Origin of the sequence: Arthrobacter sp. Leaf69 (genome assembly GCF_001422645.1) — a bacterium.
GTDB lineage: Bacteria > Actinomycetota > Actinomycetes > Actinomycetales > Micrococcaceae > Arthrobacter.
This window is the reverse complement of the sequence record NZ_LMLR01000014.1, coordinates 82,935-102,703: the sequence shown is the minus strand read 5'-3', so window position 1 is coordinate 102,703 and position 19,769 is coordinate 82,935. Positions and strand designations below refer to the sequence as shown.

General features: G+C 67.6%; 19 protein-coding genes. 17 read left to right on the top strand and 2 right to left on the bottom strand.

All coding sequences use genetic code 11. The features are described from left to right. Positions 1-46: 46 nt before the first annotated feature. Positions 47-472 (bottom strand): GNAT family N-acetyltransferase, encoded by a 426-nt coding sequence (locus ASE96_RS15715; RefSeq protein WP_056432487.1) that lies wholly within the window; start codon positions 470-472, stop codon positions 47-49. Positions 473-669: 197 nt separating this feature from the next. Here ASE96_RS15715 and ASE96_RS15710 point away from each other — a divergent pair, with 197 nt between their 5' ends. Together ASE96_RS15710 and ASE96_RS15705 are read left to right on the top strand one after the other, a co-directional pair. Continuing rightward, a complete protein-coding gene (locus tag ASE96_RS15710) occupies positions 670-1,239 on the top strand; it encodes an adenylate kinase (RefSeq protein WP_056432484.1) in 570 nt (189 codons plus the stop codon). Positions 1,240-1,360: 121 nt separating this feature from the next. Beyond that, the gene (locus ASE96_RS15705; protein WP_235500293.1) at positions 1,361-1,690 is read left to right on the top strand and encodes a hypothetical protein; all 330 of its coding nucleotides are present in this window, start codon (positions 1,361-1,363) and stop codon (positions 1,688-1,690) included. Positions 1,691-1,743: 53 nt separating this feature from the next. Here ASE96_RS15705 and ASE96_RS15700 read toward each other — a convergent pair whose 3' ends face one another. Then, entirely contained in the window at positions 1,744-2,559 is an 816-nt protein-coding gene (locus tag ASE96_RS15700; protein WP_056432478.1) for a DUF937 domain-containing protein, read from the bottom strand. Positions 2,560-2,793: 234 nt separating this feature from the next. Here ASE96_RS15700 and ASE96_RS15695 point away from each other — a divergent pair, with 234 nt between their 5' ends. The 15 genes from ASE96_RS15695 (at position 2,794) to ASE96_RS15625 (ending at position 19,720) form a co-directional block, all read left to right on the top strand. Continuing rightward, positions 2,794-3,789: a bifunctional riboflavin kinase/FAD synthetase gene (locus ASE96_RS15695; protein ID WP_056432475.1), complete on the top strand. Its 996-nt coding sequence runs from the start codon at positions 2,794-2,796 to the stop codon at positions 3,787-3,789. Positions 3,790-3,936: 147 nt separating this feature from the next. Next, a complete protein-coding gene (gene kynA, locus ASE96_RS15690; protein ID WP_056432471.1) occupies positions 3,937-4,791 on the top strand; it encodes a tryptophan 2,3-dioxygenase in 855 nt (284 codons plus the stop codon). A 65-nt stretch (positions 4,792-4,856) separates the two neighbouring features. Continuing rightward, positions 4,857-6,080 carry a kynureninase gene (locus ASE96_RS15685; protein WP_056432843.1) on the top strand — a complete coding sequence of 408 codons (1,224 nt, stop codon included), beginning with the start codon at positions 4,857-4,859 and terminating at the stop codon, positions 6,078-6,080. A gap of 185 nt (positions 6,081-6,265) precedes the next feature. Beyond that, the gene (rpsO, locus tag ASE96_RS15680; RefSeq protein ID WP_056432468.1) at positions 6,266-6,535 is read left to right on the top strand and encodes a 30S ribosomal protein S15; all 270 of its coding nucleotides are present in this window, start codon (positions 6,266-6,268) and stop codon (positions 6,533-6,535) included. 248 nt (positions 6,536-6,783) lie between these two features. Continuing rightward, positions 6,784-9,033, top strand: a complete 2,250-nt coding sequence (locus ASE96_RS15675) for a polyribonucleotide nucleotidyltransferase (RefSeq protein ID WP_056432466.1) — start codon at positions 6,784-6,786, stop codon at positions 9,031-9,033. Between the two features lie 109 nt (positions 9,034-9,142). Beyond that, positions 9,143-10,486 carry a M16 family metallopeptidase gene (locus ASE96_RS15670; protein ID WP_056432463.1) on the top strand — a complete coding sequence of 448 codons (1,344 nt, stop codon included), beginning with the start codon at positions 9,143-9,145 and terminating at the stop codon, positions 10,484-10,486. Between the two features lie 139 nt (positions 10,487-10,625). Further along, positions 10,626-11,111, top strand: coding sequence for a DUF1579 family protein (locus ASE96_RS15665; protein WP_056432461.1), 486 nt, complete (start codon positions 10,626-10,628; stop codon positions 11,109-11,111). 329 nt (positions 11,112-11,440) lie between these two features. Further along, entirely contained in the window at positions 11,441-12,637 is a 1,197-nt protein-coding gene (locus ASE96_RS15660; RefSeq protein ID WP_056432458.1) for a substrate-binding domain-containing protein, read from the top strand. Between the two features lie 99 nt (positions 12,638-12,736). Then, positions 12,737-13,501, top strand: coding sequence for an ABC transporter ATP-binding protein (locus tag ASE96_RS15655; protein ID WP_056432455.1), 765 nt, complete (start codon positions 12,737-12,739; stop codon positions 13,499-13,501). After that, on the top strand, positions 13,498-14,298 hold the full coding sequence (locus ASE96_RS15650) for an ABC transporter ATP-binding protein (RefSeq protein WP_056432452.1): 801 nt from the start codon (positions 13,498-13,500) through the stop codon (positions 14,296-14,298). The genes ASE96_RS15655 and ASE96_RS15650 overlap by 4 nt, the downstream gene beginning before the upstream one ends. Then, on the top strand, positions 14,295-15,170 hold the full coding sequence (locus ASE96_RS15645; protein ID WP_056432449.1) for a branched-chain amino acid ABC transporter permease: 876 nt from the start codon (positions 14,295-14,297) through the stop codon (positions 15,168-15,170). The genes ASE96_RS15650 and ASE96_RS15645 overlap by 4 nt, the downstream gene beginning before the upstream one ends. Next, the gene (locus ASE96_RS15640) at positions 15,167-16,438 is read left to right on the top strand and encodes a branched-chain amino acid ABC transporter permease (protein WP_056432446.1); all 1,272 of its coding nucleotides are present in this window, start codon (positions 15,167-15,169) and stop codon (positions 16,436-16,438) included. Before ASE96_RS15645 ends, ASE96_RS15640 begins: the two co-directional genes overlap by 4 nt. Beyond that, the gene (locus ASE96_RS15635) at positions 16,435-18,114 is read left to right on the top strand and encodes a class I adenylate-forming enzyme family protein (protein WP_082492795.1); all 1,680 of its coding nucleotides are present in this window, start codon (positions 16,435-16,437) and stop codon (positions 18,112-18,114) included. Before ASE96_RS15640 ends, ASE96_RS15635 begins: the two co-directional genes overlap by 4 nt. Then, a complete protein-coding gene (locus ASE96_RS15630) occupies positions 18,111-18,791 on the top strand; it encodes a TetR/AcrR family transcriptional regulator (protein WP_056432443.1) in 681 nt (226 codons plus the stop codon). Before ASE96_RS15635 ends, ASE96_RS15630 begins: the two co-directional genes overlap by 4 nt. Beyond that, the gene (locus ASE96_RS15625) at positions 18,788-19,720 is read left to right on the top strand and encodes an alpha/beta hydrolase (RefSeq protein WP_082492794.1); all 933 of its coding nucleotides are present in this window, start codon (positions 18,788-18,790) and stop codon (positions 19,718-19,720) included. Before ASE96_RS15630 ends, ASE96_RS15625 begins: the two co-directional genes overlap by 4 nt. Positions 19,721-19,769: the final 49 nt, after the last annotated feature.

Here is a 19,769-nt window from a genome sequence, read left to right as displayed (position 1 = left end):
CCACCGCGCATTTGAGGGAAATTGCGCAAGTAAGGCAACTGCGCAATTAGCGGAACTGCGCAAAGACCCTCAACCGTTCGGGACGAAAATCCGATCCTTCCGTGAAGCCGAGTGCCTCGTAAAAGGCGCGCTGTCCGGGTTCGTTGTCGGTGATCAGCACCAGCTGCCGGACGTGCTCATAGCGTTTTTGCACGGCCTCGAGCAGCGCGCGGCCGGCACCTGATTTCTGGAAGCCCGGATCCACCAGGATGTCCTGCAGGTAGCAGATGGTCGCGTCGTCGGAGACCGCGCGGGCCAGCCCGACCAGCCCGCCGCCGGCAGTCCGGGCAGTGACAACGAAGGAAGAGCCCCGGATGGCGCAGGCGAGTACTTCGGGTTCGCGGGTATAGGCGGTCCAGCCCACGGACTCGTACAGCGCCAGCACCTCGGAGTCGGAAACTGGAGTGCCGGCAAGGACCGTGAACTCTGGCATCGGAACAGTGTCGCACACCGGCGCACCCCGCGGCCCGGGAGGTGCTAGCGTATCGCCGAACGTGCGATGCGGTCCTGGCTGCAACGGCGCCAATCCAGAGGGGACGACCTATGAACTCATCCGCGGGTGACAGAAGTGCAAAGGCCCCCGCGCGCCCGGCTTCACCGCCGCATACACCCCAAGCTTCACCCCCGGACATGCCCCCAGCTGCGCCCTCGCGGGTCCTCTTCTACGGGGTGACGGGCAGCGGCAAATCGTCCGCTGCCCGCGCATACGCCAGGGCCACGGGGCTGCCTGAATTCTCGGCGGACGATGACATTGGCTGGCTGCCCGGGTGGCAGCAGCGCACTGTGGAGGAGCAGCGGGACATCGCCGCCGGGATTGCGGCCCAGGATCGCTGGGTGCTGGACAGCGCCTACGGTGTCTGGCGGGACGTTGTAGTGCCGCGGGCGGAGCTCGTCGTCGGCCTGGATTATCCGCGCTGGCTCTCGCTGGCCAGGCTGATACGCCGATCGCTGCGGCGGGCCTTGACCCGCGAACCCGTCTGCGACGGCAATCATGAAACCCTGGCCCGGCTCTTCGTCGAAGACTCGATTATCCGCTGGCATTTCCGGTCGTTCACCAGGAAACGGCGGGTCATGCGGGGACTCCAGGCCGACCCCGGCATGCCGCCGGCGATCCTCTTCCGTCATCCCCGGCAGCTTGACGCCTGGCTCGCGCAGCTGACCGCCACGGCCGGGCGGGCCGGGCGGGCCGAAGGCCTCTGACGGCACGACGACGGAACGTGCTTACGCTGGACCCATGGCTGGACGCATGGCTGGACGCATGGCTGGACTCAAGGTTCCGCGTGGGCTGCGGGAGGCTGATCGTGCTTCCCTGCTCGGGGCCGTGAAAACAATCCATACCTTTGCGTGGTTCACCATCGAGGCCTGCATGGTCTACGTCCTATATGCCGGCGCCCGCGGCCGCACCGACAGGAAAGTAGGTCTGGCCGCCGGCGTCGTGGCGGCGGAGACCTTGGTCTTTGCCGCCAACGGATTTCATTGCCCGCTGACCGCCGTGGCCAAGGACCTGGGCGACGAGACGGGCTCTGTCACCGACATTTATCTGCCGCGGTGGTTGGCGAGGAACCTCCCTGGCATCCACGTGCCGTTGATCCTCGCCGCCGTGCTGCTGCACTGGCGCAACTACCGGGCCGGATCCGACACAACGGTGTAGGGAACATCCGTGATCTGGGTGGGCCGCCCGGCCACCGCGCCGAGCTGCGCGGCCTACTTCTTGCCGAACAGGCCGCCCAGGATCCCGCCGAGCCCGCCGCGTCCGCCAGATCCGTCGCGCCCGTCTTCCTCGTTGTTGCGCTCGACCGGCTGGCTCCCGGGGAAGTCGACGTCGATTAGCTCACCGGGGCGCGGCGCACCGCCGGCGGGTTGGCCCGGCGGGAAGGCCTGCGGTTCCAGCGGAGAGTCCTGTCCGGTTTCCGGCACGGCTGCCTGAGACGACGGCTGGCCGCCGCCAAGGATCCCGCCCAGCAGATCGCCCAGCCCGCCGGCGCCACCGGCACCGCCAAGGATCCCGCCCAGAATTCCGCCAAGGTCAATGCCGCCCGGACCGCCCGAGCCGCCCGGCGCACCCGACCCGTCGGCGCCGCCGGATCCGCCCGCTTCAGCCGACTGCCCGCGGCCGCCGAGGATCTTGTTCGCAAGGTAAGACATCACGATCGGGGCCAGGATCGGCAGCAGCTTCTTCATCAGATCGCCACTGACGCCGCCGAGTGGGGACGTCCCGGCCAGCTGGCTGGCCACCTGGTCCTGCCGCCCGCCGAAGACGTGGCTCACGATCTTTTCACCGTCCGCCGTGTTTACCTGCGAGACATCGACCCCGCCCTCCAGCAGCCCGTCCTGGTGCTGGCCGAGCGCTGACTCCAGCGAGGCGGCGCCGTCGGAGGCCTGCGCGTTGACCTGCATGCCGGCCAGCAGCGTGGGCACGGCGGCCTCCACTGCGGCCTGGGCGGTCTGCTGGTCGGTGCCGAGCAGGCCGGCAATCTGGTCTACCGGAATCTGCCGCAGGATGTCGTGGAGCTCGGTCATGGGTACTCCTTCAGCCGCATGTCGGTGCGGGTTTCGCTGGAACCGGCGCCAGCGCAGGCGCCGCCGGACTGTTGCCCTTGCATCGTAGTCCGGGCATCCTGAACGCGAAAGGACGCCGCCCAGGGGCCGGGAACGCCGTCGGAGGCCTGCCGCGTTTGCGGGTAATCTAGGAGAGTTCCGGAGCCGGCAGGTTTCTCCGGAGAAGCACATGGCAGGAAGCAAAAGGCGAGGTTGATGGTCCACATCTGGAACGATCCGTCCGAAGTCCCGGCGGACTTTGGTCCTTCCGTCGTTACCTTCGGCAACTTCGACGGCGTCCACCGCGGCCACCAGCAGGTGCTCTCGCAGCTCATCCGCGTCGCCCGCCTGAACCACGCCAAGGCCGTCGCCATCACCTTCGACCCGCATCCGGCGCAGGTCCACCGCCCCGAATCCGCCCCCGAACTGATCATGGGCCTGGAGGACAAGCTGGTGGCGCTCGGCGAGCTGGGCCTCGACGCCGTGCTGGTGATGAAGTACTCCCTCGAGCTTGCCAGCCTCACTCCCGAAGAATTTGTCGCCGACATCCTGGTCGGCAGCCTCAAGGCAAGCCACGTGGTGATCGGCCACGACGCCCGGTTCGGCCGGGGCAACTCCGGGGACCTGGACACCATGCAGGAGCTTGGCAGGAAGCTCGGCTTCGAGGTGCTGGTCATCAGCGAGTTCGGCTCGGAAGGCTTCCCGCTGCACGGTGACGTGCACGACGACGGCGGCACGGACCGCCGCTGTTCCTCCACCTGGGTTCGCGAGGCTTTGCGGGAGGGCGACGTCGCCACGGCCGCCGCCGTCCTGGGCCGGGCGCATAGGATGCGCGGCGAGGTGGTCCACGGCGCAGCACGTGGCCGCGACCTCGGCTTCCCAACCGCCAACCTCGCCGCCGACGCCAGCGGCTACATTCCGGCGGACGGCATTTACGCCGGCTGGCTCGTGGACCAGGCCGGGACGCGCTGGCCCGCCGCGATCTCCGTAGGTTCCAACCCCACGTTCTACGGCGTCAGCCGGCAGGTCGAAGCGCATGTCATCGACCGCCCGGAAGAAGCTGTCGAGGACTTCGATCTGTACGGCCAGACAGTTGTGGTGGAATTCGTCGCCCGGCTGCGGGGGATGGTGGCGTACCGTGGCCCTGAGGCCTTGGTGGACCAGATGCGCCTGGACGTGGTCCAGGCCCACAACATCCTGTTTGCCCGCTAGGAAACTGCGCTAAAGAACCGCGCAAAATACTGGGCTGGACAGCTGCGCAACCGCCGGGAGGACCGCCGAGAAATTCGGAGCGGTTCCGGCGGTTCGCCGGCCGGTCGGCACTGAGACTCACAGCCATTTGGCAAGGAAGGCAAGACTGTGACACTTGAGAAGAATACGAGGGAACTCGACAAGGAAATCGTCCGGGACTTCAGTTCCCGGATGAGCTACGCGTCCTACCTGCAGCTGCCGACGCTCCTGAGCGCCCAGCAGCCGGTCAGCACCCCGGAGCACCACGACGAGATGCTGTTCATCATCCAGCACCAGACCACGGAGCTGTGGCTCAAGCTGGTCCTGCACGAGCTCCGCAGCGCCGCCGCCTGGCTCCGCTCCGACGATCTCGGCTCGGCGCTGAAGGCGATCGCCCGGGTCAAGCACATTCAGAAGACCCTGACCGAGCAGTGGTCCGTGCTGGCCACCCTTACCCCCACCGAGTACTCGCAGTTCCGCGGTTTCCTAGGCAACTCCTCCGGTTTCCAGTCGAGCCAGTACCGCGCGGTCGAGTTCCTGCTCGGCAACAAGAACCGCAAAATGCTGCCGGTCTTCGAATCCGACCCCGAGGCCCACGCGATGCTGCTGGAGCTCCTCGAATCCCCGAGCATCTACGACGACTTCCTCGCCTACCTCAAGCGCCAGGGCTTCGACGTCCCCGCGTCGCTGCTGGAACGGGACGTCACCCAGGCCCACGAATTCTGCGCCGAACTGGTCCCGGTGTTCAAGTACATCTACGAGAACGCGGCGGACAACTGGGGCGCCTACGAGGCCTGCGAGGAACTCGTGGACCTCGAGGACAACTTCCAGCTCTGGCGCTTCCGGCATTTGCGCACGGTGCAGCGCACCATCGGCATGAAGTCCGGGACCGGCGGCTCCAGCGGCGCGGCGTTCCTGCAAAAGGCCTTGGAACTGACCTTCTTCCCCGAGCTGTTCGCCGTCCGGACGGAGATCGGCCAGTGAGCGCCCTCCAGCCGGAAACCGCGGGGGCCGAAACGCAGGCCACCCCCGGCAACAACACAGCACTCCTGCAGCGTGCCCGGGAACTGGACGCCGCCGACCCGCTCGGCGCCTACCGGGAGCACTTCATCGGCACGGACACGGAGCTGTCCTACCTGGACGGCAACTCCCTGGGCCGCCCGCTCAAGCGCACAGTCACGGACATCAGCAGCTTCATCGAGGGCAGCTGGGGCGGCCGGCTGATCCGCGGCTGGGACGAGGAATGGCTGGAACTCCCGCAAGCGATCGGTGACCAGCTCGGCCGCGCCGTCCTCGGCGCCGCGCCCGGGCAGACGATCATCGCCGATTCCACCACCGTGGTGCTCTACAAGATGATCCGGGCCGCGCTGGCCGCCGTCACGGACCCGGACCGCACCGAAATCGTGCTGGACACGGACAATTTCCCCACCGACCGCTACCTCGTCGAGGGCATCGCCCGCGAAGAGGGTCTCACGCTGCGCTGGATCGACGCCGACCCCGCCTCCGGCGTGACCGTCGAGCAGGTGCGGGCCGCCACCGGTCCGGCCACCGCCGTCGTGGTCCTGAGCCAGATCGCCTACCGCTCGGGGTTCCTCGCGGACCTGCCGGGGATCACCGCGGCCGTGCACGACGCCGGCGCGCTGGTGGTGTGGGACCTGTGCCACTCCGCCGGTTCGGTGGAGATCTCCCTGGACGCCGCCGACGTCGACTTTGCCGCCGGCTGCACTTACAAGTACCTCAACGGGGGACCGGGCTCGCCCGCTTTCGCCTACGTCAACGCCCGCCACCTGCCGGGGCTGCAGCAGCCCATCTGGGGCTGGATGGGACGCAAGGACGCCTTCGAAATGGGGCCCGGCTATGAGGCTGCCGCCGGGATCCGAGGGTTCCTCAGCGGCACCCCGGCGATCTTCGGGATGCTTGCCATGCGCGGCACCCTGGACCTGCTCGAGGAGGTCGGCATGGCCGCGGTCCGGGAGAAGTCCCGCTTGCTGACCGCGTTCGCCGTCGAACTCCACGACGCATGGCTCGCCCCGGCCGGCGTCGAGCTGTCGACGCCGCGGGATCCGGAACTGCGCGGCAGCCACATCACGGTGGACCACCCGGCCTTCCGGGAGATGACCGCTGCGCTGTGGGACCAGGATGTCATTCCGGACTTCCGGGCGCCGCAGGGCATCCGGATCGGGCTGTCCCCGCTCAGCACGTCCTTCACAGAGTTGTACCGCGGCATGGCGGCCATCAGGGAACGGCTGGCAGAGGTCCCTTCCGGGCAGTAGCGGGACCGCCCGTTTCGACAAGATTAGCGGCGTGCCGGTAAACTAAACGTTGGATCCGGCTGCAGTCCGTGGCGGCTGGCTCTTGTTGTGTACGGGAAGGCTCTTCTTTGGAGAGCGGATCCGGCGCGGCACCCCCGGCAGTGAGTTACTGATTCGGGCCTCACGGCACATCTCTAGGAGTTATCGTGGCACTTGAAGCCGCTGTAAAGCAGTCCATCATCAAGGATTTCGCAACGTCCGAGGGCGACACCGGTTCGCCGGAGGTCCAGGTTGCAGTCCTGACTCAGCGGATCAAGGATCTCACTGAGCACATGAAGGTGCACAAGCACGATTACCACACCCAGCGCGGTCTGCTGGCCATGGTTGGTCGTCGCAAGCGCATGCTGACCTACCTCAAGAACACTGACATCACCCGCTACCGTCAGCTCATCGAGCGCCTCGGCCTGCGCCGCTAGTCAGCTCTAAGGGGCGGCCCCTTCCGGACCGGAAAGGGCCGCCTTCTTCAAACAAAAACTCAACAGGAGGATCAACCGCATCACGCATTCGCGGTCTTCGGTAGTGATCCCCGGGAACGGCTTCAAGGAATGAAGCCTTAGCCCGTGGGTCTCGATCGATGACCGGGTGCAGTGCAGGCCAGTAGACAGATGCTGGGCTGGGTTGATGCGGCTGGACTCCGTGAACCATGAAACGGAGGTGACTCTCTATGGAGGGTCCCGAAATCCAGTTCTCAGAAGCAGTCATTGACAATGGCCGCTTCGGCAAGCGTGTAATCCGCTTCGAAACCGGCCGCCTTGCCAAGCAGGCAGCCGGCGCAGCAATGGTCTACATCGACGAAGAGACCGCGCTGCTGTCCGCCACCACCGCCGGCAAGCACCCGCGTGAAGGCTTCGACTTCTTCCCGCTGACCGTCGACGTCGAAGAGCGCATGTACGCCGCCGGCCGCATCCCGGGCTCGTTCTTTCGCCGCGAAGGCCGTCCCTCCACGGAAGCCATCCTGGCCTGCCGTCTGATGGACCGCCCGCTGCGCCCCGCCTTCGTCAAGGGCCTGCGCAACGAGGTCCAGATCGTCGTCACCGTGCTGTCCATCAACCCGGACGAGCTCTACGACGTCGTGGCGATCAACGCTTCCTCGATGTCCACCCAGCTTTCCGGCCTGCCCTTCTCCGGCCCGATCGGCGGCGTCCGCGTTGCCCTCGTTGCCGACGAGCACGGCTCGCAGTGGGTTGCGTTCCCGAAGCACTCGCAGCTTGAGAACGCCGTCTTCAACATGGTCGTTGCCGGCCGCATCGCCGGCGATGACGTCGCCATCATGATGGTTGAAGCCGAAGCCACCGACAACTCCTGGAACCTCATCAAGGAACAGGGCGCCACCGCCCCGACCGAAGAGGTTGTCTCCGAGGGACTCGAAGCCGCCAAGCCGTTCATCAAGGCCCTCTGCGAAGCACAGTCCGACCTGGCAGCCCGCGCCGCCAAGCCGACCGTCGAGTTCCCGGTCTTCCTGGACTACCAGGACGACGTCTACGCCGCTGTGGAGTCCGCTGCCGCCGACAAGCTGGCCGCTGTCTTCCAGATCGCCGACAAGCAGGAACGCGACACCGCTTCCGACGAGCTCAAGGACGAGGTCACCTCTTCCCTGGCCGGCCAGTTCGAAGGCCGCGAGAAGGAGCTGTCTGCAGCCTTCCGCTCCGTCACCAAGCAGGTTGTGCGCCAGCGCATCCTCAAGGACCAGATTCGCATCGACGGCCGTGGCCTGACGGACATCCGCCAGCTCACTGCCGAGGTTGAGGTCCTGCCCCGCGTTCACGGCTCGGCCATCTTCGAACGCGGCGAAACCCAGATCATGGGTGTCACCACGCTGAACATGCTCAAGATGGAACAGCAGATCGACTCGCTGTCGCCCGTGACGCGCAAGCGCTACATGCACAACTACAACTTCCCGCCGTACTCCACCGGCGAGACCGGCCGCGTCGGCTCCCCGAAGCGCCGCGAAATCGGCCACGGCGCCCTCGCAGAGCGCGCCATCATGCCGGTGCTGCCGTCCCGCGAGGAATTCCCCTACGCCATCCGCCAGGTGTCTGAGGCTCTCAGCTCCAACGGTTCGACGTCGATGGGTTCCGTTTGCGCCTCCACGCTGTCCCTGCTCAACGCAGGTGTGCCGCTGAAGGCCGCTGTTGCCGGTATCGCCATGGGCCTGGTCTCCGACCAGGTTGACGGCCAGACCCGCTACGCCGCTCTGACCGATATCCTCGGCGCCGAAGATGCCTTCGGCGACATGGACTTCAAGGTCGCCGGTACCTCCGAGTTCGTCACGGCCATCCAGCTGGACACGAAGCTCGACGGCATCCCGGCCTCCGTCCTGGCAGCCGCCCTGAAGCAGGCCCGCGAAGCCCGCCTGCACATCCTGGACGTCCTGAACTCCGCGATCGACACCCCGGACGAGCTCTCCGAGTTCGCGCCGCGCGTCATCGCGGTCAAGATCCCGGTAGACAAGATCGGCGAGGTCATCGGCCCGAAGGGCAAGATGATCAACCAGATCCAGGAAGACACCGGAGCCGACATCTCGATCGAGGACGACGGAACTGTCTACATCGGCGCCACGAACGGCCCGTCTGCCGACGCAGCACGGTCCGCGATCAACGCCATCGCCAACCCGCAGATCCCGGAAATCGGCGAGCGTTACCTGGGTACGGTCGTCAAGACCACCACCTTCGGCGCCTTCGTTTCCCTGACTCCGGGCAAGGACGGCCTCCTGCACATCTCCGAGCTGCGCAAGATCGCCGGTGGCAAGCGCGTGGACAACGTCGACGACGTCGTCTCCGTCGGCCAGAAGATCCAGGTGGAAATCACCAAGATCGACGACCGCGGCAAGCTCTCCCTGTCACCCGTTGTGGCTGACGAGGCTGGCGCCGAGAGTGCCGACAACGCTGAGGTCTCCCTGGAGTCCGCAGAGTAGTCTTTCCTGACTCAAGCAGCGGGGCCGGTGGATCATCCACCGGCCCCGCCGCCGTTAAAGGCAGGTAGGATTGCAGGCAGATTTGGCATGTGTTAACTGAAAGGCCTTAATGACTGTCGTCCCCCTGCCGCTTGAGCAGAACCAGCACGCTGACACCCTCATCCACGGAGCCGACGGCGGTTCCGAGGTGCGCCGTTCGGTCCTGCCCGGCGGCGTCCGCGTGCTGACCGAGGCGATGCCGGGGCAGCGCTCGGCCACCATCGGCTTCTGGGTCGGTGTGGGCTCGCGCGATGAGGCTCCCGGCCAGCACGGCTCCACGCACTTCCTGGAGCACCTCCTCTTCAAGGGCACCAGGCGTCGCACCGCGCTGGAGATCGCCTCGGCCTTCGACGAAGTGGGTGGGGAATCCAACGCCGCGACAGCGAAGGAAAGCACCTGCTACTTCGCCCGCGTGCTGGACACCGACCTGCCCATGGCGATCGACGTCATCGCGGACATGATCACCGGCGCCGTGCTGGATCCGCAGGAGATGGAACAGGAACGCGACGTCATCCTCGAGGAGATCGCGATGGACAGCGACGACCCCACCGACGTCGCCCACGAACACTTCGTCGCCGCAGTGCTGGGAACCCACCCGCTGGGACGGCCGATCGGCGGCACCCCGGACGCCATCCGCGCCGTCGCCCGCGACTCCGTCTGGGACCACTACCGCCGCTACTACCGTCCGGACGAGCTGGTCATCACCGCCGCCGGGGGACTGGACCACGACGTTGTCTGCGGGCTGGTGGTGGATGCCCTGCACTCCGCCGGCTGGAGCCTCGAACCCGACGCCGCCCCGGTACAGCGCCGCTCCACCGACCGGGCCGACATCACCGGCACCGCCGGACTGCACGTCGTCAAGCGTCCCGTGGAACAGGCCAACATCATCATGGGTTGTCCCACGATCGTCGCAACCGACGACCGCCGCTTCGTCATGAGCGTGCTGAACGCGGTGCTCGGCGGCGGCATGTCCTCCAGGCTGTTCCAGGAAGTCCGGGAAAAGCGCGGCCTGGTCTACTCGACCTACTCGTTCGCCTCCTCCTACGCCGACGCCGGCTACTTCGGCATGTACGCCGGCTGCACGCCATCGAAGGTCCGCCAGGTTCTTGAGCTGCTCGGCGCCGAACTCGACAAGCTGGCCGAGGGCGGCATCTCGGACGAGGAACTCCGCAAGGCCGTCGGGCAGCTGTGCGGCGGCATCGTGCTGGCGCTGGAGGACACCGGCTCCCGGATGTCCCGGCTGGGCCGCGCCGAACTGGTCTCCGGCGAATATCAGGACATCGACGAAACCTTGCGCCAGATCAAGGCCGTGACGGCGGCCGAAGTCCAGGAGCTCGCCCGCGAACTCGCGGCCGCCCCGCGGACCGTCACCGTGGTGGGCCCCTTCGAGGAATCCGAGACCTTCGGCCTCTGACGCCCGGCCGCCCGGCCGCTGATCCGGTCCCGCAGCGGACAGCAGCGGCCCGGGACTGCCGGGTCCGCAGCTAGACACGGCAGGCGGCGCCGCGTGATGATGGGGACGGGCTCACTCGGGAGGCCCCTGGAAGGAAGAAATGGACCGGCCGCTGCCAGGCAGTGCACACGAAGCGCTTGAGGCGTTCCTGGGACACTGGACCGGGACCACGCAGTGGGAGGCCACACCCTGGGGCCCGGCGCGGGTCGCCGCCGTCGAAGTGACCTTCGCACGTGCCGCCGCCGGGCTGGCCGTCACGCACAGCTACCGGCACACGGAGGCCGACGGCGCCCGCTCGGAGGGCCACGGCGTCTTCACCATGGACCCGGACCGTCCGGACACCCTCTGGTACCACGTCAACAGCATGGGGCTGCCCCCGGAAGCACCCGCGCGCGCCAGCTGGCTGGAGGGCACGCTCACCATGGAACGGCGCAGCGACCGCGGCACGTCCCGGCACACCTTCCGGGTGGACGACGGCGTGCTGACGCACAGCGCCGGGCTCCGGCTGGGGTCCGCTACAGACTTCACGCCCTTGATGATCTCGGTCTGCCGGCGTGTGGACGAAGACGCTGCCGTCCCTGCCTGACGCTCGCTCCCTCGGTTGGTGCGATAGAGCGTCGGATGCTCCCTCACCTGATCTGATGGACGGTCGGATGCTCCCTCACCTGATCTGATGGACGGTCGGATGCTCCCTCACCTGATCTGATGGACGGTCGGATGCTCCCTCACCTGATCTGATGGAGCGTTGGCAGCGGCCTAACGTTGCCATAACGTTGCAAAGCCGCCCCGGAAATCCGTTGACACGCCTTGACCTGCGCCTTTAGATTTACCGTAATCTGAATCACCTTTCAGGTTCAGTGCAGTTCGAGTCAGATCCTGTGCTCAGATTCCGCGGATTCTCAAGAAAGGCATCCCGTGAAGGATACAAAGAAGTTCCTGATGGCCGCCGTCATGGCCACCGGGCTCGCCCTCAGCGCCTGTGCCCCCTCTGCCGGCACCGCAGCGCCGGCCGAGTCGGGCAGCACCACGGCCGCCGAGCCGGTCAATGTCGGCATCATCTACTCCAAAACCGGACCGCTGGCAGCCTACGGCGCCACCTACTACGAAGGCCTGCAGGCGGGCATCGACCACGCCACCGGCGGGACCGGCGCCGTTAACGGGGCCAAGATCAACCTCACCTATGCCGACGACGGCGGGGATCCGGACAAGGCCGTGACGGCCGCGAAGGACATGATCGGCAAGGGCTACAAGATCATCGGCGGGACGGTCGCCTCGGGCATTGCGCTCAAGCTCGCGGAACAGGCCGCCCAGAACAAGGTCCTGTACATCTCCGGACCGGCGGCCACCGACGCCATCCAGGGAATCAACAAGTACACCTTCCGTTCGGGCCGCCAGAGCCTCCAGGATGTCGCCACCGCCGGCTCCTTCATCGACACCAACGGCAAGAAGGTGGTTGTCTTCGCGCAGGACAATGCCTTCGGCCAGGGCAACGTTGCCGCGGTCAAGGCCGTCCTCGGAGCCAAGGGCGCCACCGTTGAGGAAGTTCTCGTTCCGGAAGGACAGGAACTGACCCCCTTTGCCCGCCAGCTCATCGATGCCAAGCCCGACATGGTCTTCGTGGCGTGGGCAGGGGCCACGACCGGCACTATGTGGCAGAGCCTGAGCCAGCAGGGCGCCTTCGACGCCGCGCCGGTGGTAACCGGGCTTGGCGACGCCGCAACCTTCGGGGCCTACGGCGAGGCGACCTCCAAGATCAGCTTCCTGAACCACTACTTCCCGGGCGCCTCGGGGACCGAGGTGGAGAAGAAGATGATCGCTTCGGTCGAGAAAGCCGGCAAGAAGGCGGACCTCTTCACCCCTGACGGCTTCGTGGCCGGCCAGATGATCGTCCAGGCCATCAAGGAGGGCGGTTCCGACGCCGACGCCATGGTCAAGGCACTCGAGGGCTTCAGCTTCGACGGCCCCAAGGGCAAGCAGACCGTCCGCGCCTCGGACCACGCCCTCATCCAGGACATGTACCAGGTGAAGCTCGTCCAGACAGGCGGCAGCTGGGGCCCCGAGCTCGTCAACGTCGTTCCGGGCGACACCGTCGCCCCGCCGGAAAAGAAATAACACTTCGCGGCGCTGTGCCACCGGACACCGGTTAACACCGGAACACGACACAGCGCCGCGCACCATCCCCACGGCCCCAGCGAGTCACAAAGGATCCGAATGAATTCCCCAGCCCTGCCCGCCCTCGCGGTGGACGGCCTCGGTCTCCAGATCGGCGGTGCCCGCATCCTCCAGGATGTGAGCTTCACGGTCGGCACCGGCGAGATGATCGGCGTCATCGGCCCCAACGGCGCCGGCAAGACCACCTTGTTCAACCTGATTTCCGGTGTCATGCGGCCCACCACGGGCAGCATCGCGCTGAACGGCAGGGAGATGACGTCCGCGCCGATCCACCGCCGAGCCAAGGCAGGGCTGGGCCGGACCTTCCAGACCTCCAACCTGTTTCCCCGCCTGAGCGTGCTGGAAAACGTCCGGCTCGCCGCGCAGGCGAAACTCGGCGGCAGCAACAGCCTCCTGCGCTTTCCCTCCGCCTCCGATGAGGCCACCCGGACTGCCCGCAGCACCATCGAGGAGGTCGGCCTTACCGGCCAGCTCACGACGGCGGCGGGGGACCTCTCGCACGGCGAGAAGCGCAAAGTGGAGATCGCCGTCCTGCTGGCGACGAATCCCGCCGTCGTGCTTCTGGACGAGCCGATGGCCGGGGTGGCGTCGGGGGACGTCCCGTCCCTCAGCGCGATTATCCGGGGGATGCACCGGGACCGCGGCTGCACCGTGATGATGGTGGAGCATCACATGGACGTGGTCCTGGGCCTCGTGGACCGGGTGGCCGTGATGCATCACGGCAGCCTGCTCGCCTTGGACAGCCCGGAGGCCGTGATGTCGGACCCCACCGTACAGAGTGCCTACTTGGGAGAACCCGTATGACCGCCGCAGCGGAAACCCGACCCATCCTCAGGATCGAGGGCCTCAGCGCCCATATCGCCGGGCAGCAGGTGGTGGAGGATGTCTCCTTCACTGTCCCGGCCACCGGCATCACCGCGCTGCTGGGCCGCAACGGCGTCGGAAAGACCAGCACCATCAAGGCCATCATCGGCCTGATCGACCGCACCGGGGCCGTGGAGCTCGACGGCGTGCGGATCGAGAAGGATCCGACCTTCAAGATCATCCGCAGCGGTGTGGGCTACGTACCCGAGGACCGCGAAGTGTTCTCCAAGCTCACCGTGGCGGAAAACCTCCGGCTCGCCGAACGCGACGACGCACCCCGGCGCCAGCTGGTCGAAGACCTCTTCCCGGACCTGCTTGCCCGGTCCGCCCAGATGGCCGGGACCCTCTCCGGCGGCCAGCAGCAGATGGTTTCCCTGGCCCGTGCACTGCTGAACACCAACAAGATCCTGCTCGTCGACGAACCCACCAAGGGCCTGGCCCCGAAAATCGTGGCCGAAGTCGCCGAGACCCTCGCCGAAGCAGCGAAGACCGTCCCCATCCTGTTGGTCGAACAAAACCTGCACGTCGTGCGCCAGCTCGCCGAAGGCTCGGTGGTCCTCTCCGGCGGCCGGGTGGTCCACACCGGCAGCGCCCTGGGATTCCTCGACGACGCCGAGCTGACCCAGCGGCTGCTGGGCGTCGCCGCCGAAGCCCCCGCACCGGAAATCCGGGAAAACACCGGCAAATTTCCAGTGACAACAGAGGCGGCCCCCGCCGGGAAAGGCGCCGCCCTGTGAGCACCGTCGTCCTGCTCCTCTTCACCGGTCTGGGCCTCGGAGCACTGTACTTCCTCGTGGCCGCCGGGCTGTCCCTGATCTACGGGCTGATGGGTGTGCTCAATTTTGCCCATGGCGCGTTCCTGACCCTCGGGGCCTTCGCCGGCTGGGAAGTCGCCCGCCGCACCGGCTCCGACAACTGGGGGATCTTCCTGCTCTCCCTGCTGGTGGGCGCCGCGGCCGGTGCCGCCTTCGCCGCCTTCACCGAGTTCGTGCTCATCCGCCGGCTGTACCAGCGGCACATCGAGCAGCTCCTGATCACCCTGGGCCTGTCACTCGCGGCAGTGGCATTGTTCGATGGCATCTGGGGCACTGACCCGGTCTTCATCCAAGGACCTGCCTGGTTCAAGGACACCACCGAAATCCTGGGTGCCCGCATTCCCAACGATCGGTTTGTCTGCATCATCGCCGCCGTCCTGGTGCTGCTGGCGATGGTGTTCTTCCTGAAGAACACCCGCTACGGCATGATCATCCGGGCCGGCGTCGAGAACCGCTCCATGGTGACGGCCCTCGGCATCGACGTGCGGAAGGCCTTCACGCTGGTCTTTACCATCGGCGGTGCCGCCGCGGGGCTGGGCGGGGTCCTTGCCTCGCACTACTTCGGCTACGTCTCGCCGATGCTGGGCGGCTCCCTGCTGATCTTCGCCTTTATCGTCACCGTGATCGGCGGACTGGGCTCGCTGACCGGCGCGGCCATCGCCTCCGTCGCGGTCGCCGTCCTGCAGCAATTCGCCAACTTCTACTTGGGCGGCACCGGTGACTTCGTTGTGGTGCTGGCCCTGGCGCTTGTGCTGCTGTTCCGTCCCTCCGGCCTGCTCGGGAGAACCTCATGACCACCGATACCGACGCCGCCGGCACCAACAGCACGGGGGCCAACAGCCAGGACGCCTCCGGCGCGGGCGCGCCCGGCACGGCCGGGGCCGGTCCCCGCCGGACCGCGGCCGCACAGCGCTCCGCCCCGCCCGGCAAGCCGCGCCGGACCCGCCGGAAGGTCGTCGGTGCCGCCGCCGGGCTCGCCGGAATCGTGCTCCTGGTCCTCCTGCCGTTGCTCAACCTGTCCCTGCCCGGAGTGCTGCCCGGGCCCACCTACACCCCGGGATCCCTGCAGTTGCTGGCCATGTGCATGCTGATGGCCGCCGCGGCCCTGACGTACCACGTGCTGCTCGGGGTCGCCGGACTCCTCTCCTTCGGCCATGCCCTGTACTTCGGCGCCGGCGTCTACGGGCTGGCGATCATCCTGCAGAACCTGGACATCCCGTTGCTTCCCGCGATGGGGCTGACCCTGCTGGTTGTGATCGTGCTGGCCCACGTCGTAGGCAGCATCAGCCTGCGGGTCAGCGGCATCCCCTTTGCCATGGTTACCCTCGCCTTCGCCCAGGCCGGATCGGTCATTGTGGGGCGCAACCCGGACGGCACCACAGGCGGAGACGAAGGCCTCTCGCTGCGCACCGACAACCTGCCCGATTTCCTGGTGGGCGTAGCCAACACCCGCAACCTCTACTGGCTGGCGTTGGCGGTGCTTGTGGCGGTGTTCATCGTGGTCACCTGGGTGCAGTCCTCCCGGGCCGGCCACGTCGCCGCCGCGGTCCGGGAGAACGAACTCCGCGTCCGCGTCCTGGGCCTGCAGCCGTACCTCGTGAAGCTGCTGATCTTCGTCGTCTCAGCCGTCCTGGTCAGCATCATCGGCATGGTGTTCCTGCTCCTGCAGAGCGGAGCCGTCCCGCGGGCCATCTCCGCCGACCTGACCATCACCCTGCTCGTTATGGTGGTCCTGGGCGGCGTCGGCTCCCGCTGGGGCGCCGTGATCGGCGGCGTTTTCTATACCATCCTGGACCAGCGACTCACGACCCTCGCGAATTCCGACGCCATCGACGCGCTGCCGGACATCCTGCGGATACCGTTGTCTGAACCCTTGTTCATCCTGGGCACCCTGTTCATCCTTGTGGTGCTGTTCTTGCCGGGCGGCCTGACAGGCACCGCCCAGCGGCTGGCCCGGCGCCGCAAGCGGCTCCGGGGCGCCGGGGAAGCCCGCACCGGGGAAGACAGCACGGCACATGACAGGACAGAGACGTCCCGCGAGATCCTGGAGGAATCGGCATGACACCCGCTGACGGACTGCACACCCTGGGCCGCTGGACCACCGACCGCAGCCACGCCACCCCGCATCGGATCGCCGTCGATGACCGCGGCTGCACGCTGAGCTACGGCGAGCTGGAACGCCGGGCAACCCACCTGGCGGCCGGCCTGGCGTCTGCCGGCTACGTGACGGGGGACCGGATCGCGACCCTGACCGGCAACAGCTCGGATCACGTGGTGGTTTTCTTCGCCTGCGCCAAGGCGGGGCTGGTCCTCGTCCCCCTGTCCTGGCGGCTCTCACCCCGGGAACTCGCCGCGCAGCTTGAACTCGCCGACCCTCAGGTGATGCTCGTCGAGGACGAACTGGATTCCCTCGCGGCAGGAGCGTGCGCGCTGCTGCCGCACCGGCCCCGGACCGCCGCACTGGGTCCCGGCGGCGTTGAAAAATCCGTGCCTCCGCCGTCCCGGGCGCTGGCCACCACGGTGCCCGCTTCAGGTACCGGCCGGCTTGACGATCGCGGGATTGACGATCACCGGCCTGAGCAGCCGCGGGAAGTCCGTGACGACGACCCGCTCCTGATGATCTTCACATCCGGCACCGAGGGGGCCAGCAAGGCCGCCGTACTGACCCACGCCAACTGCTTCTGGACCAACCTCTCGCTGTCCCGGACGATGGATCTGGGCAGCACCGATGTGGTGCTGGCCGTGCTGCCGCAGTTCCACGTCGGCGGCTGGAATATCCAGCCCCTGCTGGCCTGGTGGACCGGCGCCACGGTGGTCCTGGAACGGGGCTTCGAACCGGGCCGGGTCCTGCAGCTGATCGCGGAGCGAAAGGTCACCATGCTCATGGGCGTCCCCACCCAGTACCTGATGCTCGCCGAGCACCCCGACTTCGCCACCGCCGAGCTGGGCAGCCTCCGGCACGCGGTGGTGGGCGGGGCACCCATGCCGCCGGCACTGCTGCGCATCTGGCACCGCAGGGGAGTGGCGTTGAGCCAGGGCTACGGCTTGACCGAGGCATCGCCCAACGTGCTCTGCCTCGCCAACGAGGATGCCCTGCGGATGGTGGGATACTCGGGCAAACCCTATCCGCACGTCGCCGTCGCGGTGGCCGATCCAGTCACCGGGGAAATCCTGGAGGGTGCCGCCTCCGGGGAGCTGCTGGTGGGCGGACCGGGGGTCTTCGCGGGCTACTTCCGCGATCCCGCCGCCACCGCCGCCGTCCTCGCCGGGGACTGGCTGCGCACCGGCGACCTGGTGGAGCGCGACGCCGAGGGCTACATCAAAGTGGTGGACCGGCTCAAGGACATCTACATCTCCGGGGGCGAAAACGTGGCCCCGGCCGAGGTCGAGGCGGCGCTGCTGGCCCATCCGGCGGTGGCCCAGGCCGCCGTCGTCGGCGTGGCGGACGAACGCTGGGGCGAAACCGGCGTGGCATTTGTGGTGATCCGCCCCGGGATGGCCACGGATGAGCAGGAACTCCTGGAACACTGCGGGGCCCGGCTGGCGCGGTTCAAGGTCCCCGGACGGATCGAGACCGTGGCCGCGCTGCCGCGCACGGCGCTGAACAAGGTATTGCGCGCCCGGTTGCGGCAACAGCTGGATGAGCATGGCCGGGCGGGACGCCCCGACGGGCGCGGGCCCGCTGCCCGCCCCGACGGCTCGGCCGCGTCCCTGCCCCTTGACGGGAGCCGGAGGTGAGCGCCGTGCCGCGCACCGCGAGGGGCACCCGAACCCGGGCCAAACTACTCCAGGCTGCCGAAACGGTGTTTGCCTCCGTGGGCTATCACGAAGCCTCGATCGTAAAAATCACCGAGGAGGCCGGCGTCGGCCTGGGCACCTTCTACCTGTACTTCGAGGGAAAACAGACCATTTTCGATGAGGTGGTCGAGGACCTCAACCGGCGGGTCCGGCACGCCATGACCGACGCCGCCCGCTCCGCCGGCACCCGGCTTGAAGCCGAACGGGCCGGCTTCCGGGCCTTCTTCAAGTTCACGGCGGAACACCCCGCGCTGTACCGGATCATCCGGCAGGCCGAGTTCGTCTCGCCCGGGGCCCTGCGCCTGCACTACACCCGGATCGTCAACGGCTACATCGAAGGGCTCAAAGCCGCGCAGCTCAGCGGCGAAGTCCGGGAGATGGATCCCACCGTGGCGGCCTGGGCGCTGATGGGCATCGGCGAGCTGATCGGCATGCGCTGGGTGCTGTGGGACGAGGAAGGCGCCGAACCCGCGCAGGGCGCCCGGCCGGACGTCCCGGAGGAAGTCTTTGAGGAAATGATGCAGTTCATCGAACGCGCACTCGCCCCCGCACCGGGGGCCACGGCGCGAAGCACCGCTACCGGCACCACCCCTACCCAGGAAGGGACAGCCTCGTGAACCAGGCAGCCAGTAACACAGCCGGCAACAATCCGGCCGGCAACTCCACGTACCGGACCACGGAGGTCCAGGTCCGTGGCGGAACCCTGCATACCGCCCTCTGGGGCCCCGAGGACCCGGCCGCGCCGACCATCCTCGCGGTCCACGGGGTGACGGCGTCCCACAAGGCCTGGCCGAAGCTGGCCGAAGCCCTGCCGGACGTCAGGATCATTGCCCCGGACCTGCGGGGCCGAGGGCTCAGCAACGCGCTTCCCGCGCCCTACGGCATGCCCTCCCACGCCGAGGACCTCGCAGCTGTGCTTGACGCGCTGAGCACGGGACCGGTGGTTGTGGTTGGCCATTCGATGGGTGCTTTCGTGTCCGTGGTGCTCGCGAACCTGTTCCCGCAGCGGGTGCGGTCCCTGGTGCTGGTTGACGGCGGACTGCCGTTGCAGGTGCCCGCCGACCTCAGTGACGAGCAGATCGTCGCGGCGGTGCTGGGACCCGCGGCCGAGCGGCTGAACGCCGTCTTCCCCAGCCGGGAGGCCTACCGCAGCTACTGGAAGCAGCATCCGGCCTTCAGCGCGGACTGGAGCCCCCTGGTGGAGGATTACGTCGACTACGACCTCACCGGCGAGGAACCGGTGCTTCGGCCGGCCACCCGCTACCAGGCGATGGCGGACGACACCGCTGAACTGCGCCGTGGTCCCTCACTCCTCAAGGCCCTGGACGAGCTCGCGGTGGAGACCCTGGTGCTGCGGGCGCCCCGCGGCCTGCTGGACGAACCCGGCGGCCTGTACGCACCCGGGTATCTGGATGCCTGGGCCGACAAGCTGCCGGCGCTGACAGTGCGCGAGGTCCCGGACGTCAACCACTACACGATCATCATGGGCGCTGCGGGCGCCGCCGCCGTCGCGGACACCGTGCGGGACGCGCTGGCGGTGGCTTAGCCGTCGGGGCTCCACGTGGGCCGCCCCCGCCGGGCAACTTTCTGCCTGA